Origin of the sequence: Nocardioides sp. CER19 (assembly GCF_029846275.1) — a bacterium.
Classification (GTDB): Bacteria; Actinomycetota; Actinomycetes; order Propionibacteriales; family Nocardioidaceae; genus Nocardioides.
This window is the reverse complement of sequence record NZ_JARVWS010000004.1, coordinates 240,791-256,634: the sequence shown is the minus strand read 5'-3', so window position 1 is coordinate 256,634 and position 15,844 is coordinate 240,791. Positions and strand designations below refer to the sequence as shown.

Annotated in this window: 14 protein-coding genes; 7 read left to right on the top strand and 7 right to left on the bottom strand. The window is 71.8% G+C overall.

The window, feature by feature from the left end; translation table 11 throughout:
* Positions 1 to 52 precede the first annotated feature (52 nt).
* On the top strand, positions 53 to 439 hold the full coding sequence (locus tag QDS12_RS20725; RefSeq protein ID WP_279882702.1) for a hypothetical protein: 387 nt from the start codon (positions 53 to 55) through the stop codon (positions 437 to 439).
* A complete protein-coding gene (locus tag QDS12_RS20720) occupies positions 439 to 894 on the top strand; it encodes a PaaI family thioesterase (RefSeq protein ID WP_279882700.1) in 456 nt (151 codons plus the stop codon). Before QDS12_RS20725 ends, QDS12_RS20720 begins: the two co-directional genes overlap by 1 nt.
* Positions 895 to 901: 7 nt before the next feature.
* On the opposite strand, the gene QDS12_RS20715 is transcribed toward QDS12_RS20720, so the two are convergent.
* Positions 902 to 3,448: an FtsX-like permease family protein gene (locus tag QDS12_RS20715; protein ID WP_279882698.1), complete on the bottom strand. Its 2,547-nt coding sequence runs from the start codon at positions 3,446 to 3,448 to the stop codon at positions 902 to 904.
* 1 nt (position 3,449) lies between these two features.
* A complete protein-coding gene (locus QDS12_RS20710; protein WP_279882696.1) occupies positions 3,450 to 4,217 on the bottom strand; it encodes an ABC transporter ATP-binding protein in 768 nt (255 codons plus the stop codon).
* Positions 4,218 to 4,370: 153 nt separating this feature from the next.
* Here QDS12_RS20710 and QDS12_RS20705 point away from each other — a divergent pair, with 153 nt between their 5' ends.
* Positions 4,371 to 4,655: a DUF1540 domain-containing protein gene (locus tag QDS12_RS20705; protein WP_279882694.1), complete on the top strand. Its 285-nt coding sequence runs from the start codon at positions 4,371 to 4,373 to the stop codon at positions 4,653 to 4,655.
* A 55-nt stretch (positions 4,656 to 4,710) separates the two neighbouring features.
* On the opposite strand, the gene QDS12_RS20700 is transcribed toward QDS12_RS20705, so the two are convergent.
* The 5 genes from QDS12_RS20700 to QDS12_RS20680 form a co-directional block, all read right to left on the bottom strand.
* On the bottom strand, positions 4,711 to 4,896 hold the full coding sequence (locus QDS12_RS20700; RefSeq protein WP_279882693.1) for a hypothetical protein: 186 nt from the start codon (positions 4,894 to 4,896) through the stop codon (positions 4,711 to 4,713).
* 110 nt (positions 4,897 to 5,006) lie between these two features.
* Complete coding sequence (locus QDS12_RS20695) at positions 5,007 to 5,501, bottom strand: carbonic anhydrase (RefSeq protein ID WP_279882691.1); 495 nt, start codon at positions 5,499 to 5,501, stop codon at positions 5,007 to 5,009.
* 11 nt (positions 5,502 to 5,512) lie between these two features.
* Positions 5,513 to 7,312 carry an MFS transporter gene (locus tag QDS12_RS20690; protein WP_279882689.1) on the bottom strand — a complete coding sequence of 600 codons (1,800 nt, stop codon included), beginning with the start codon at positions 7,310 to 7,312 and terminating at the stop codon, positions 5,513 to 5,515.
* A 46-nt stretch (positions 7,313 to 7,358) separates the two neighbouring features.
* Positions 7,359 to 8,048, bottom strand: coding sequence for an LppX_LprAFG lipoprotein (locus tag QDS12_RS20685; protein ID WP_279882687.1), 690 nt, complete (start codon positions 8,046 to 8,048; stop codon positions 7,359 to 7,361).
* Between the two features lie 5 nt (positions 8,049 to 8,053).
* The gene (locus QDS12_RS20680; protein WP_279882685.1) at positions 8,054 to 10,531 is read right to left on the bottom strand and encodes a DNA topoisomerase IV subunit A; all 2,478 of its coding nucleotides are present in this window, start codon (positions 10,529 to 10,531) and stop codon (positions 8,054 to 8,056) included.
* Positions 10,532 to 10,666: 135 nt separating this feature from the next.
* Here QDS12_RS20680 and QDS12_RS20675 point away from each other — a divergent pair, with 135 nt between their 5' ends.
* The 4 genes from QDS12_RS20675 to QDS12_RS20660 all read left to right on the top strand — a co-directional run bounded on the left by QDS12_RS20675 (position 10,667) and on the right by QDS12_RS20660 (position 15,758).
* Complete coding sequence (locus tag QDS12_RS20675) at positions 10,667 to 11,242, top strand: dihydrofolate reductase family protein (RefSeq protein WP_279882683.1); 576 nt, start codon at positions 10,667 to 10,669, stop codon at positions 11,240 to 11,242.
* A gap of 67 nt (positions 11,243 to 11,309) precedes the next feature.
* Positions 11,310 to 14,009 carry a bifunctional GNAT family N-acetyltransferase/acetate--CoA ligase family protein gene (locus QDS12_RS20670; protein ID WP_279882682.1) on the top strand — a complete coding sequence of 900 codons (2,700 nt, stop codon included), beginning with the start codon at positions 11,310 to 11,312 and terminating at the stop codon, positions 14,007 to 14,009.
* 22 nt (positions 14,010 to 14,031) lie between these two features.
* Positions 14,032 to 14,613 carry a DUF5998 family protein gene (locus QDS12_RS20665; RefSeq protein ID WP_279882681.1) on the top strand — a complete coding sequence of 194 codons (582 nt, stop codon included), beginning with the start codon at positions 14,032 to 14,034 and terminating at the stop codon, positions 14,611 to 14,613.
* Positions 14,610 to 15,758, top strand: a complete 1,149-nt coding sequence (locus QDS12_RS20660) for an alkaline phosphatase family protein (RefSeq protein WP_279882680.1) — start codon at positions 14,610 to 14,612, stop codon at positions 15,756 to 15,758. The genes QDS12_RS20665 and QDS12_RS20660 overlap by 4 nt, the downstream gene beginning before the upstream one ends.
* Positions 15,759 to 15,844: the final 86 nt, after the last annotated feature.

Genomic DNA, 15,844 nt, shown 5'->3' with positions numbered 1-15,844 from the left:
ACCCGACCGCCCGCTCCGTCCACCGCGATCGGCCCGCACTAGAGTCCGGGGGATGGATCAGAAGGCCCGCCGAGCCGCGGTCGCCAAGGCTTTCCGCGCCCGCAAGGTGGCGCTGCGGAAGGGGCATTGGCGGCTGCCCGGGGACGACGTGGTCTGGTACGTCGACCTGCGCTCCGACGGCCCGGCCCCGTCCGCCGCGCTCCGGTTCGAGATCGGTGCCTGGCCGAGCGCGCTCGGTCCCGAGCCGGACGGCGGCGCGGTCGACTGCGCCCTGCTGGCCGACGTACCGCTGGAGGAGGAGCCGGCGGCGGCCACCGACGCGATCGTCGACCGGCTCTCGGCGCTGGGGACCGTCGACGCGCTGGCCGCCGCCCGCCGGGCGGGGGAGCTCGCCGACGCCCACGTGGACCAGGACCTGCGCGAGCTGATGGGGGAGTGATGGGCGACTCGATCCAGGACACGTGGTTCCCGGACCTGACCTGCTTCGGCTGCGGCCCGGCGAACGCCGACGGGTTGCGGCTCAAGAGCCTCGCCGACGGCGAGTGGGGTGCGACGGCGACGTTCATGCCGTGGCCCCAGCACGACAACGGGCTGGGCTACCTCAACGGGGGGATCATCGCGACGCTGCTGGACTGCCACAGCGCCGCCGCCGTCGTCCACGCCGCTCACGGCCACGGATGGCCGCCCCTGGCGGGAGCTGCGCTGCCCTACGTCACCGCCGGCCTCGACGTGCGCTACCGGCGCCCCGCGCCCCTCACCGAGCCGGTCTCGCTCGTCGCGGAGATCACCGCGGCGAGCGAGGACGAGATGACGTGCGAGGTCAGGCTCGACTGGGACGGCAAGGTGCGCGCCGAGGGCACCGCGCTGTGGAAGCGGTGGCGCCCCCGCAGCTGATCGGGCCTCACTCGGTGGCGATCGCGCGGAGCACGTCCAGGCGAGCGGCGCGGATGGCCGGCACGATCGCGGCGAGTACGCCGACCACCACCGCGACCACGAGGAACGCCACCAGCTGGCCGAGCGGCAGCCCCAGGCTGGTCAGGTTGTCGGCGAGCGCCTGACGCAGCAGCACCCCGAAGAGCACGCCGATGACCAGCCCCAGCACCGCGCCCAGCACGGCGATCGCGATCGACTCGAGCGTGACCATCCGGCGCAGCTGCCGGCGGGTCAGTCCGATCGCGCGGAGCAGGCCGAGCTCGCGGGTCCGCTCGAGCACGCTGAGACCGAGCGTGTTGACGATGCCGATCACCGCGATGACGATCGCGAGGGCGAGCAGCCCGTAGATCATGAACAGCAGCTGGTTGACCTGGCCTCGGATGGAGTCGCCGAACTCCTGCTTGTCCTGCACACTCACGATCGGCAGCGGCGCGACGACCTTGTCGAGCGCCCGGTGGACGGTCGCCGCGTCGGCACCCGGCTCGAGCCTGATGCTGAGCGAGGAGTCCTGGCGCTGGACCCCGGCCGCCTCGAGCCGGTCGAGGGGGATGTTGATCTGCCCGGTGACGACGTTCGGCTCGATGATGCCGACCACCGTCGGCCGCATCGTCGCGCCGCCGGGGAAGGCGAGGGTGAACCTGCTGCCCACCTTCCAGCCGTGCTTGTCGGCGACGTCCTTGGTCACGAACGTCTCGTCACCGCGCAGCGACGTCCGTCCGGCGTCGACGTCGAGGTCGTAGATCCGTGTCAGCTGCTCGTCGTTGGCGGCGATGAACGTGTTGTCGCCGTCGATCCCGCCGAGCCGGGCGTTGGCCATCTGCTGGCGCGACACGACCGCGACGCCAGGCACCTTCTGCAGCTGGTCGCCGACCTCCGTGGGGAACGGCGTGAACGCCGCGCTCTGGACCACGAAGTCGGCGCTGAACTGCTTGTCGACCAGGTCGCCGAGCGAGCTGTTGAGGGAGGCGGCGAGGACGCCGATGAGCGACACCAGCGCCAGCCCGATCATGAGGGCGGAGGCGGTCGCGCCGGTGCGACGCGGGTCGCGCAGCGCGTTCTCGCCGGCCAGCCGGCCCGGCGTGCCGAACAGCCGCTGGAACACGTTCCGGCAGAACGCGAGCACCGGTCGGCCGAGCGCGGCGCTGATCGCGGCGACGGTGAGGATCCACAGCACCGCCCCCACGCCGATCCAGGCGGCGTCGTTGCCCGGCGGGTCGAAGAGGCCGACGACGGCGATGGCCGCACCGAGGACGAGGAAACCGGCCCCGATGAGCGTACGGCGGCGCAGCGACCGCTCCTTCGGGACGAGATCGTCGCGCATGGCGGCCACCGGGGGCACCTTCGCCGCGCGGCGTGCCGGGAGGTAGGCGGCGACCAGGGTGACGAGCACGCCGACCACATAGCTGAGCACGATCGTGCGCGGCGTCAGCGTGAGGGCGCCGCCGGCGATGTCGAGCCCGAACGTGCGGAACAGCGCCGCGAGCGCCCGGGCCAGCCCCCAGCCGACCGCGACCCCGAGGGTCGTCGCGACCAGGCCGGTGACCAGCGCCTCGAGCAGCACCGAGCCGGTGACCTGACGCTGCGAGGCGCCGAGGGCCCGGATGAGCGCGAGCTCGCGGGTGCGCTGGGCGACGAGGATCGAGAACGTGTTGACGATGATGAAGCCGCCGACGATGACGGCGATGATCGCGAACACGAGCAGGAACGTGGAGATCACGCCGAGGAACTGCCCGACGGCGTCCTTCGACTCGTCGACGACCTTGTCGCCCGTGACGGCGGTGAAGCCGGTGGGGAGCACCTTCTTGGCCGCGGCGACGAGCTGGGCCTGGTTGACGCCGTCGGCGGCGGTCAGGTTGACGGTCGTGAACACGTCGCGGCCGCCCAGGAACATCTGCTGGGCGCCCGCGGTGTCGAAGATGACCAGGATGGCGCCCGCCGTACCGCCCCCGTTGAAGTCGGCGGTGCCCACGAGGTGCAGCGTGCGGACCGGGTCACCCGAGGGGGCGATGACCTTGACGGTGTCGCCGACGGAGTAGCCGCCGCGCTCGGCCGCCCGGTGGTCGAGGAGCACCTCGTCGGGGCGCTGGGGCCAGCGGCCGGAGCGCAGGTCGAGGATGTTCTCCCCGAGCATGTTGGGGGAGCCGGAGTGGTTGAACGCCAGGGTCGGGGCACCCTGCCCGCCGACGAGCTTGCCGTGGCGGTCGAGCAGGAACAGCCCGGCGCCGTCGACGCTGCCGTCGGCACGAGCGACCTCGGGCAGGTCGGCCAGCCGGGCGACGTCCGCCGGCGGAATCGTGAGGGTGGACGGCGCGGTCTGTCCGAACGACGCGGTGCCGACCGGGCGGACCAGGGCGTCCGGAGTGGACCCCTTGATGATGTTGTCGAACGTGTGGCTCAACCCATGGCTGAAGATCAGCACGCCGGCGAGGAACGCGACGCCGAGGACGATGGCCAGCGCGCTCATGACCAGCCGCAGCTTGCGGGCGAAGAGGTTGCGCAGGGTCAGCCGCAGCATGTCAGTCGACCAGGTTCATGGCCGCCGACTGCAGCGCGGCCATGTGCTCGAGCATCTGGTCGCGGTCGGGGTGCTCGAGCTCGTCCACCACACGGCCGTCGGCGAGGAAGACGACACGGTCGCAGTACGACGCCGCCACCGCGTCGTGGGTGACCATCACGACCGTCTGCCCGAACTCGTCGACGCTGCGGCGCAGGAAGGCCAGGATCTCGCTCGACGAGGTGCTGTCGAGGTTGCCGGTGGGCTCGTCGGCGAAGACGATCCGCGGCTGGCTGACCAGCGCGCGGGCGCAGGCCACCCGCTGCTGCTGGCCGCCGGAGAGCTCGCTCGGCCGGTGCCCCAGCCGGTCGCGGAGCCCGACGGCGTCGATGACCTGGTCGAACCACGCCTGGTCGGGCTTGCGGCCGGCGAGCGAGAGGGGCAGCAGGATGTTCTCGCGCGCGGTGAGGGTCGGGATGAGGTTGAAGGCCTGGAAGACGAACCCGATCCGCTCCCGACGCAGGGTCGTGAGCTGGGTGTCCTTGAGCGCCCCGAGGGTGACACCGTCGACGACCGCCTCCCCGGAGGTGGGCGCGTCGAGGGCCGCCAGGCAGTGCATCAGCGTGGACTTCCCGGAGCCCGACGGCCCCATGACGGCGGTGAACTGGCCGGCGTACAGGTCGAGGGTCACGCCGTCCAGGGCCCGCACCTCGGAGTCGCCCGATCCGTAGGTCTTGCGCAGGTCGACGGCCCGCGCGGCGACGGCGGGCCCGTTGTCAGCGTCGGTCACCTGACAACTGTGCCCGCCCGGCCGCGGTGGTGGCTATCGGAAATGGCCCTGGACCGTCCCTGAGGCAAGGCTCACCATGCTGGACGGGTTACGCAAAAGGGACGACCGTCAGGAGGAGGTCCGACTCCGAAGCCAGCCCGGGAGGAACCAACGATGGCCACCATGCAACTTCCGATCGTGAGCACCTGCAGCGTCGAGGGCTGCTCCTACAACCACGACCACGACTGCCACGCGGGCGCGATCACGGTGACCGGCGGCACCAGCTGCGGGACCTATGTGTCCGCCGGCGTCGAGGCCGGCGTCGTGACCCGCGGGCAGGTCGGGGCCTGCCACCGCAGCGACTGCGTGCACAACGACCACCTCGAGTGCCAGGCGGAGAGCGTCGTCATCGGGGCCGGGTCCGACCCGGCGGACTGCCTGACGTTCACCAGCGCCTGAGCGGTCCGATCCCGCCGGCCCTGGTGCCTCACCGGGGCCGGCCGGCCCGGCGTGGTCAGCTGAAGAGCCTGGTCGTCAGCTTCACGACCAGGTAGAGAGTGCCGCCGAGGAAGGCGGACAGCATCGCCACGAGTATGAGGATCGCCATCAGGCCGCCGACGAGCGCTCTCAGCGTCGCCAGGACGTTGCCATGGCCTTCCCGCTCCGGTACGTGGTGGTGCCAGTGGTAGATGGCGGCCATGGTTCCCCCCGGGTGATCCCTGCCTCTCTCCGAGTAGAGAGGCGATGAACCTGACCCCTCCCACGGTAGGTCGGCGGGCCGGGCCCGGGGTCACCCGCAAGGGGGGAATCTCAGACCTTCTGGTCGAGCCGGCCGCTGTCGACGTCGTAGATGAACCCGCCGACCTTGACCGTGTCGGGGATGAGCGGGTGGGAGCGCACCTTGGCGACGTCCTCCGCGAGCGCGCGGACCTGGTCGACGACCACGCTGAGGGGCAGCCACGACGCGTCCTGCCCGGCGGACTCGGTGATGCGGGCGCGCAGCTCCGCCTCCGAGTTGCTCGCCATGGCGCAGCGGGTGTGCGGGATGACGAGGATGCGGTTCACGTTGAGGAGGTGGGCACCGAGGACCAGCGCCTCCATGGCCTGGGGGGTCACGCGGCCGCCCGGGTTGCGGAAGATCTTGGCATCACCGGGCTTCAGGCCGACCATGCGCAGCGGGTCGATGCGGCTGTCCATGCACGTCACGATCGCGACGCCCGCATGGGCCACGCCGTCGAAGCCGCTGAGACCGAAGTCCGAGGCGTAGTCGGCGTTCGCGGACAGGAGGTCGTCGAAGTCACCCATGGCCCTGCAATCTAGCCGAGCGTCTGGAGTGCCTCGGCGGCGCCCATGCCTCGGGTCCGGGCGCCACGCAGGAGGAGCAGTGCCAGCCCCGCGGCGACGAGCGCGGTGACCGCCGCTCCTGCGAAGACGGTGTGCTCCTGCGCGACCCCGGCCGACCGGATCAGGTCGCTGAAGGCCTGGCAGCGGCTGGCGCCGTCGCACACCTCCTTCACCGGCGGCAGGTCCGCCTGCTCGGCGTAGTAGCGCCGCAGCCCGAGCGTGGTGAGGCCGGCGACGCCGACGAGCATGCCGACCATCCGGGCGACCACGACGAGCGCGCCGGCCAGGCCGTGCACGACGTGGTCGGTGCTGGCGAGCACGGCCGCGTTGACCGGCGGCAGCGCGAGACCGAACCCGAAGCCGCCGAGCACCAGGGGGAGCGTCGCCGTCCAGGAGGAGAGGCTGTCGGGACCCCACGACGACATCCACCAGAAGCCGGCCGCGGCGAGCAGCATGCCGGCCGCCGCGACGGTCTCGGCCGGGAGCCGGCGTACGAGCACGCCGCCGACGAGGGCGCCCACCGGGAGCGCGACGAGGAACCGGAGCAGGACGAGCGCCGCCAGCAGCTGGCTGTCCGTGTAGACGGTGGAGCGGGCGAAGAGCGGCACGTCGATGAGCGCCGCGACGAGCGCGGCACCGACGAAGAACGAGACGGCGACCGAGCCCCAGGCAGGCCGGGCCGCGAGCGAGCCACGGGGGATGAGCGGCGCGTCGGCCCGGCGGAGGTGCACGATCAGCACGAGCGTCGCCAGGGCGGCCGCGAGGAGGTACCACCCGCCCTGGGCGGACATGACCTGGACCTTCGGGTCCGCGGTCGCGAAGGCGAGGACGACACCCCCGAGCGCGATCGCGAGGAGTACGGCGCCGGTCAGGTCGGCCTCCCGGGCGCTGGCGTACCACCCGCGCAGGTCGACCAGCGGCCGCCGCGCGGTCAGGCAGCGGACCACCAGCAGGATCCCGGCCGCGATGGTGGTGAGGCCCAGCGGGGTCATCCAGTCCGACGAGCCGACCGTCGGGACCCAGAGCTCGCCCCAGGTCAGGTCGCTCACCAGCGAGGCCGGCCGGACCCAGAGGACGATGCCCGCCGCGAGCATGACGACAAGAAGGGCGGTGCCGGGCCAGTCGAACGGTCTCGACCCCCGGACACCAGCGGCGTCCCCCTGGTCGAGCGGCGAGTGCCAGCGAGCGTATCGAGACCCGGACGGCGCGGAAGCACCGCCGATGGCCACGGCGAGCACGACACCGACGACGAGGTTGATCACGAAGATCACCCGCCAGTCGGCGACGGCGAGGACGACGGCGCCGAGCAGCGGCCCCAGCACCGAGCCGAGCTCCTGGACGGCGGACACGACGCCGAGCGGTACGCCGCGCCGCTCGACGGGGTAGAGGTCGGCGACCAGGGCGAGGGTGGCCGGTACCAGCGCACCGCCGCCGACGCCCTGCAGGAAGCGGCCCGCCACCAGCATGGGCAGGTCGTAGGCGAGCGCGGTGACGAGGGAGCCGAAGGCGAACAGGACGAGCCCGGCGACCAGCACCGGTGGCCGGCCGCGCAGGTCGGCGATCCGGCCGATGAGCGGCAGCATGGCGACGTACCCGAGCAGGAAGCCGGAGACGATCGGGGCGCCCTTCTGCAGCTGCTCCACCGACAGTCCGACGCCGTGCATGATGTCGGGCAGCGCGAGCACGACGACGTAGGTGTCGGCGGCGGCGAACGCGACAGCGACCGCGGCGAGCGCCAGGAGACCGGGTTTCGAGGCTCGCTCCGCTCGCACCTCAAACACCGACCTGCGGTGCTCGCACCTCAACCACCGACACCGGTCACGGGGCCTTGATGTCCTTCTCGGTGCCGTACTGGTCGACCGTCACCGTGTAGGTCTCGGTGTTGCCGGTGCCGTAGAAGTCGCCGGTGAGCACCGCCTGGCGCAGCTCGTGGTCGTCGGTCACCGTGTAGGTCGCGTCGACGTCGCCCTTCACCGTCGGGACGATCACCGCGGCCGAGGATGCGGGCAGTGTGCCGGAGTAGGAGGTGAGGATCTCCTTGTTGCCCGCGCCGCCGCGGACGGTCTTGCCCTTCTTCAGGCCGGTGGTCGCGGTGAGCATCGAGGACAGCCCGTGGTCGGGGGACATCAGCGCGGCCGGGTCGGGGGCGCCGTAGTCGGCCGGGTTGATGTCCTGCCAGCCGGTCGTCAGGGGCAGCTGGGCGTAGACCTTGCCGTCCACCGCGATGACGGGGACCTCGGGCTTGAGGCCGGCCACCTGGACGACGATCTTCCCGTCGAACGCGGGGGCGTGGGTGAGGACGCCCTGCGCGGAGAGCAGCCCGGTGGTGCTCGCGTCCACGTTCTTGGAGTCCAGCGTGAAGTGGACACCGCTGGTCTCGTCGAGCTTGGCCTTCGCGAGCGCCATCACCTTGTCGGGGGTGAGGGTCGGCTTGTCGGATCCACCGCCGCCGGAGCAGCCGGCCAGCAGGAGGGCAGCGGCCAGCGCGGCGAGGACGGGACGACGCATGGCGCTCAGCCTTCCACAGGGGTCGCGCCGACCAGCAGCCCGGCCGGGCCGGAGCAGGCGTCGATCGGCTGCGGCGCCGGGATCCCGGAGCCGTCGCGCCGGCCGTTGGCCTCGGGCAGCACGATGGGCGCGCCGCTGTTGGCGGCGGCCCGCGCCGGGGCCGGCCCCGCCCACGCGAAGACCAGTGTGTCCTCGCCCTTGAGGTAGCGGTGGCAACGGACGCCGCCGGTCGCCCGGCCCTTGCCCGGGTACTCGGCGAACGGGGTGACCTTCACCGAGCCCGGTTCGGTGCCCGGCAGCGCCGTCGAGGAGCCGGAGGACGTGACGACGACGGCGTCCATGCCGGCGGGGATCGCGCCGAAGAACGCGACCCGCGAGCCCTGGGCGACGCGGACGCCGGCCATGCCACCGGCGTTGCGGCCCTGCGGGCGCACGCCCTCGGCGCCGAAGTGCAGCAGCTGCGCGTCGGAGGTGATGAAGCAGAGCGTCTCGGTGCCGGTCGCGAGCTGGACCGCGCCGACGACCTCGTCGCCGTCGGAGAGGTTGATGACGTCCCACTCGTCGCGGTTGAGGATCTCCGGGTTGACGCGCTTGACGATGCCCAGCCGCGTGCCGAGGGCGAGGCCCGGGCCGTCGGCGGTCAGCGTCGTGAGTGCCAGCGCGCGCTCGCCGGGCTCGAGGGTGAGCAGCGCGGAGAGCGGTACGCCGCCCTGGAGGTTGGGGTCGACGTGGGTCGGCGGGAGGGACGGCAGGTCGAGCACGCCGAGCCGCAGCAGCCGGCCGCGAGAGGTGACGACCCCGATCTCGCCGCGGGCCGTCGTCCGGACGACGGAGGTGACCACGTCGTGGTTGGCGCGGCCCTCCCCGGTGGCGATCGGCTCGGCGTCGGACGTGCGAGCCAGCAGGCCCGTCGACGAGAGCAGCGCGAAGCAGGGGTCGTCGGCGACCTCGAGCGACATCTTCTGGGCCTCGATGGCCGCCGTACCGGCGCTGGCGAGCAGCACCGTGCGCCGGGGCGTGCCGTAGGTCTTGGCGACGTCACCCAGCTCGTCGGAGACGACCTTCTGCAGCAGCTTCTCGTCGGCCAGGATCGCGTCGAGCCCCTCGATCGTGCGCTGGAGCTCCTCCTGCTCCTTCTCGAGCTCGATCCGGGAGAACTTGGTGAGCCGGCGCAGCTGCATCTCGAGGATGTACTCGGCCTGCGCGTCGGTGAGGTCGAAGACCGACATGAGGCGCTGCTTGGCCTCGGCGCCGTTGTCGCTCGACCGGATCAGCTGGATGACCTCGTCGATGTCGAGGATCGCGATGAGGAGGCCCTCGACCAGGTGCAGCCGGGCCGCGGCCTTGTCGCGGCGGAACTGGCTGCGCCGGCGTACGACGTCGTAGCGGTGCCGCAGGAAGACCTCGAGCAGCTCCTTGAGACCGAGCGTCCGCGGCTGCCCGTCGACGAGGCAGACGTTGTTGATGCCGAAGGAGTCCTCCATCGGCGTCTGCTTGTAGAGCTGCTCGAGGAGGACCTCGGGGACGAAGCCGTTCTTGACCTCGATGACGAGGCGGGTGCCGTTGTTCTTGTCGGTGAGGTCGGTGACGGCCGAGATGCCCTGGAGCTTCTTGGACTGCACGAGCGTCTTGATGCGCTCCACGACCTTCTCGATGCCGACGCCGTAGGGCAGCTCGGTGACGACGATGCCCTTGCGGCGCCCGACCGTCTCGACCCGAGCGGTCGCGCGGATCTTGAAGCTGCCGCGGCCGTTCGTGTAGGCGTCCTTGATGCCGTCGAGGCCGACGATCGTGCCGCCGGTCGGCAGGTCCGGGCCGGGCACGAACCGCATCAGGTCCTCGACGGTCATGGCGGGGTTCCGGATGAGCTCGCGCAGTGCGGCGACCACCTCGACGAGGTTGTGCGGCGCCATGTTGGTCGCCATGCCGACCGCGATGCCGGTGGTGCCGTTGACGACCAGGTTGGGGATCGCGGCCGGCAGCACGGCGGGCTCGAGCTCGCGGGAGTCGTAGTTGGGCCGGAAGTCGACGGTGTTCTCGTCGATGTTCGCGGTCATCGCCACGGCCGGGGGAGCCATCCGGCACTCGGTGTATCGCATCGCGGCCGGGCCGTCGTCGAGCGAGCCGAAGTTGCCGTGGCCGTCGATGAACGGCAGGCGCAGCGACCAGGCCTGCGCCATCCGGACGAGCGCGTCGTAGATCGCGCCGTCGCCGTGCGGGTGCAGCCGACCCATCACCTCGCCGACGACGCGGGCGCTCTTGACGTGGCCGCGGTCGGGGAGGAGCCGCATGTCGTGCATCGTGTAGAGGATCCGGCGCTGGACCGGCTTGAGGCCGTCACGCGCGTCGGGGAGCGCCCGCGAGTAGATGACGGAGTAGGCGTACTCGAGGAACGACGACTCCATCTCCTGCTTGATGTCTGTGTCGAGGATGTGCTCCTCGAAGTCGTCAGCCGGGAGCTCGGGAGTGTTGCGTCGTGCCATGGGCGTCATTGTCCCTGGCGGTGCCGACGGTTCGTCGCCCGCCACGCCGCTGGACTTTCTCAACCGATCGGTTGACAACGGGTGCTGAGCGGTGTTGAGTCGTGCTCAACCAGGAAGTTGAGAAAGGAGCTCGGGATGTCCAAGGTGGTCATGCACGCGGTGGTCTCGGTCGACGGGTTCATCGCCGACGACAACGACCAGGTCGGTCCCCTGTTCGACTGGTACTTCAACGGGGACCACGAGCTGGGCCACCTCGGCATGAAGCTCTCGGCGGCCTCCTACGGCTACACGCGACCCATGTGGGACGCCATCGGTGCCACCGTCATGGGGCGCCGCCTGTTCGACCAGACCGACGGGTGGTCGGGCAAGCCGCCCGCGGGCAACCACCTGCTCGTCGTCTCGCACCGGCCCAAGCCCGACGGGTGGCACCCGGAGGCCGACGTACCGTTCTTCGACAACGTGCCCGACGCCGTGGTCGAGGCGAAGCGGAGGGCAGGCGATCGGACCGTGGCGATCACGGCCGGCAACATCGGCGGCCAGGCGCTCGCCGCGGGCCTGGTGGACGAGGTCGCGATGGACGTCGTTCCGGTCGTGTTCGGCAGCGGCAAGCGCTACTTCGGCGAGGTCGACGGCCAGGTCATGCTCGGGGACCCGGACGTGGTCGTCCGGGGCGATCGCGTGCTGCACCTGCGCTACCCGGTCGTCCATTGACTCCCGCTGACTCCCGCTGACTCCCGTTGGACTCCGGGGCGTAACGGGCGCCCGATAGATTTCTGCCGTGACCCAGGCAGACGCCCCCGCCTACCCCTCCCACTGGGAGGCCGACGTCCTGCTGCGCGACGGTCGTACGGCGCACATCAGGCCGGTCACCGCTGCCGACGAGGAGCTGCTCGTCGACTTCTACGACAACAGCGTGTCCGACACGTCGAAGTACTACCGGTTCTTCTCCCCGATGCCGCACCTCTCGCAGCGCGACGTCACCCGCTTCACGCACGTGGACTACGTGTCGCGGGTGGCCTTCGTCCTCATGCTGCGCGAGCGGATGATCGCCATCGGCCGCTACGACGTGGTGCAGCCGGGCGAGGCCGAGGTGGCGTTCCTGGTCAGCGACGACCACCAGGGCCGCGGCATCGGTCAGATCCTGCTGGAGCACCTCGCCCAGGCCGGCCGCGAGCGCGGCATCGAGAAGTTCGTCGCCGAGGTGCTGCCCGACAACGTGCGGATGATCCAGGTGTTCCGCGACGCCGGCTACCACGTCGCGAGCGGCTACGAGGAGGGCGTCATCCACCTCGAGTTCCCGATCGCTCCCACCGAGACGGCGATCGGGATCATGCTCAACCGCGAGCACGAGGCGGAGTCCGCCTCGATCCACCGGTTCCTCAACCCGAAGTCGGTCGCGATCATCGGGGCCTCCCGGCGCCAGGAGACCGTCGGCCAGGTGCTCGTGCGCAACATGGTCAACGCCGACTTCACCGGCCGGGTCTACGTCGTCAACCCGAACTCGTCGGCCGTCTCGGGCATGCCCGCCTACAAGTCCGTGCAGGACATCGAGGGCGAGGTCGACGTCGCCATCGTCGCCGTGCCGGCCGACGCCGTGCAGGAGGTCGTCCTCGACTGCGCGGCGAAGGGCGTGCACGGACTGGTCGTCATCTCCAGCGGCTTCGCCGAGACGGGCGAGGAGGGCCGCCAGCGGCAGCGCCGCCTGGTCGGGCTGTCCCGCTCCTACGGTCTGCGCCTGATCGGCCCCAACGCGCTCGGCATCATCAACACCGACCCGTCGGTCCGGATCAACGCCTCCCTGTCGCAGGTGATGCCGCCGCGCGGCCGGGCCGGCTTCTTCTGCCAGTCCGGCGCGCTGGGCAGCGCGATCCTGGAGAAGGTGCAGAACCGCGGCCTGGGCCTGTCCACCTTCGTCTCCGCCGGCAACCGTGCTGACGTCTCCGGCAACGACCTGCTCCAGTACTGGGAGGAGGACGACTCGACCGAGGTCGTGATGATGTATCTCGAGTCGCTCGGAAACCCTCGGAAGTTCTCCCGCATCGCCCGTCGCGTCTCGCTGCGCAAGCCGGTCGTCGCGGTCCGCTCGGGCCGGACGACGCAGGGCGTCCCCATGGGCCACGCCGTGCGCAAGATCGCCGCCCCGCCGCAGGCCGTCGACGCGATGTTCCGCCAGGCCGGGGTGATCCAGGTCGACACCCTCGAGGACATGTTCGACGTCGCCCAGCTGCTCGCCCACCAGCCGCTGCCGCGGGGCCGCCGGGTCGCGATCGTCGGCAACTCCGACGCGCTGGGCCTGCTCGCCGCCGACGCCGCCGCCGGCTCGGGCCTGGTCGTCAACCGCCAGGTCCCGCTCCCGGCCGAGCCCACGGCCGAGGACTTCGAGGACGCCCTCGACGCGGCGATCGACGACCCCGAGGTCGACGCGGTCGTCGCCGTCTACATCCCGCCGCTGAGCGTGTCCGGCGAGGACATCGCCAACGTGCTCGCCGCCGTCGGGGAGCAGTCCGACAAGCCGCTCGTCTCGTCCTTCCTCGGCGCCGAGGGCGTCCCGGAGCTGCTGCGGGTCCCCGACGTCGCCGGGTCGACCGCCGGTCGCGGCTCGGTGCCGTCGTACTCCTCGGTGGAGAGCGCGGTGCGCGCGCTCGCCCGCGTGGTCGAGTACGCCGTCTGGCTGCGCACCCCCGACGGGCCCCCGGCCGACACCGACGACATCGACCAGGACCGGGCCAAGCGGCTGGTCAGCACCGTGCTGTCGCGGCGTCCGGCCGGCGGCGAGCTCGAGCGCGAGGAGCTGGTCGAGCTGCTCGCCAGCTATGGGATCGTCCTGTGGCCGACCCTGCCGGTGAGCACCCTCGAGGAGGCGCAGGCGGCCGGTCGGCGGCTCGAGTGGGACGTCGTGCTGAAGGCCACCGCCGACCACGTGCGCGAGCGGCCCGACATGGCTCACGTGTGGCGCAACATCGGTGACGACAAGGAGATGGCCGAGGCCTGGACCTCGCTGACCACGTTCGTGGGCGACGTCGACGCCGCCGGCTTCGTGGTCCAGAAGGTCGCCGGCCCCGGCGTTCCCGTCGCCATCCGCAGCATCGAGGACCCGCTCTTCGGGCCGGTGGTCTCCTTCGGCGTCGGCGGCCCGATGAGCGAGCTGCTCGGCGACCGCAGCTATCGCATCCCGCCGCTCAGCCACCGTGACGCAGCCGCGATGGTGCGCGAGGTCAAGGCGGCGCCGATGCTGTTCGGCTACCGCGGAGCCGACGTCGTCGACGTCGAGGAGGTCGAGCGACTCATCCGGCGGGTGGCGCAGCTGCAGAACGACCTGCCCCAGATCAGCGCGCTCACCCTCGACCTCGTCCTCGCCGGCGCGCACGGTGCTCACGTGCTCACGGCAGGCGGCCGGGTGGAGCCGGTCGTCGACCCGCGCTCCGGCTGGTTCGTCCGCCGGATGGCGGCTCTTCCCGGTGACACCATCCCGAACTGACCTGCGTGACAGACTGAGCCCCATGAGCACGACCCGCATCAACGACCGCGCCTTCGAGCTGCGGCAGGCGATCGACCGCACCGGCTACTACCCGGAGGTCGTCGCCGACGGCGTCCGTTCGGCCGTGGCGGGGGAGCAGGTCCTCTCGTTCTTCGTGCACCACGAGCCGACGTTCGACCACGACGAGGTGCGCCGCCACCTGTCGGTCATCGTGGTGACCCCGACCCGCCTGATCCTCGCCCACACCGACGAGAACCCCGGCGACGACCTGCTGCCCGAGCCCTACACCTCGACCTCGACCGAGGCCGTCCGGCTCAGCGCGGTGAAGTCGGTGGTCATCACCCGGATGGTCGCCAACCCGAGCAGCGGGTCGGCCGCGCCCGCCGAGGTCGTCATGACGATCGGCTGGGGCGGCGTCTCCCGCGTCGACCTCGAGCCGGCCGGCTGCTCCGACCCGCAGTGCGACGCCGACCACGGCTACACCGGCGTCCTGTCGTCCGACGACTTCTCCCTGCGCGTGTCCGCGGCCGCGGACGGCGCGGACGCGGTCGCCGGCCTGCTGGCCTTCGCCGAGGCGCTCTCCGCACGGACGCACACCGCGTGAGCGGCAGACCCGAGCCCGGCGCCGCCGGGTTCGTCGAGCCGGCGTACGGCGTCAGGTCGCTGGGCGACGTCGTGCCGGCGGTCGCCGCGGCGGTCGGGACCGACGGGATGACCCGGTCGGGGCTGGTCCTGCCCGAGGCCGCGTCCTACGTCGTCTTCCTCGTCGACGGGCTCGGGGCCCGGCTGCTGGCGCGCTACGCGCACGCGGCGCCGTACCTCTCCTCGCTGCTCGACGTCAGCGAGCCCGGCACGGCGGGGGTGCCGTCGACGACGGCGACGAGCCTGACCTCGCTCGGCACCGGGCTGACGCCCGGCGGGCACGGGATCGTCGGCTTCACGAGCCGGATCCCGGGCACCGACCACCTGCTCAACGCGCTGCAGTGGAGCAAGGACGTCGACCCGCACGTGTGGCAGCCGAACCCGACCGCGTTCCAGAGGCTGCGCGGGCTCGGCTCGTCGGTCACGGTGGTCAACAAGCGCGAGTTCCAGGGCACCGGGCTCACCGAGGCGGCCCAGCGGGGGGCCGACTACGTCGGCGCCGACCGCGTGGGTGAGCGGATCGCCGCCGCCGTCGCGGCCTCCGCCGAGCCGAGGTCGCTGACCTACCTCTACGACGGCGACCTCGACTGGACCGGGCACCGCTACGGCCTCGCGTCACGGCAGTGGCTGCAGCAGCTGTCGATGATCGACGCCGAGGCCGAGCAGCTGCGCGATGCGCTGCCCCGGTCGGTGCGGCTCCTCGTGCTCGCCGACCACGGCATGATCGACTCGCCGGCGGAGTCCCGGCTCGACGTCGACGAGCACCCGGAGTCGGCAGCGCTGCGCGACGGGCTCGCTCTGCTCGGCGGGGAGGCCCGTTTCCGCCACCTCTACTGCCACCGCGGCGCCGTCGCCGACGTCGCCGCCACCTGGCGCCAGGTGCTGGCGGAGCAGGCGACCGTGCTCACCCGTGAAGAAGCGATCGGCCGCGGCTGGTTCGGCCAGGTCTCGCCTTCGGTGCTGCCCCGGATGGGCGACGTCATCGTCGCCTCGCGCGGCGACTTCGCCGTCATCTCGACAGCCAACTTCCCCTACGAGGCCACCCTGGTCGGCCTGCACGGCTCCCTGACCCCCGACGAGATGCTCATCCCCCTCCTGGTCGACTGACCCCGACGTCCGGGTTCGTGCCCGTCGAGTTTGGCCTTCTTGCCCGTCGAGTTTGGCGTTCCTGCCCGTCGAGTTCGGCGTTCGTG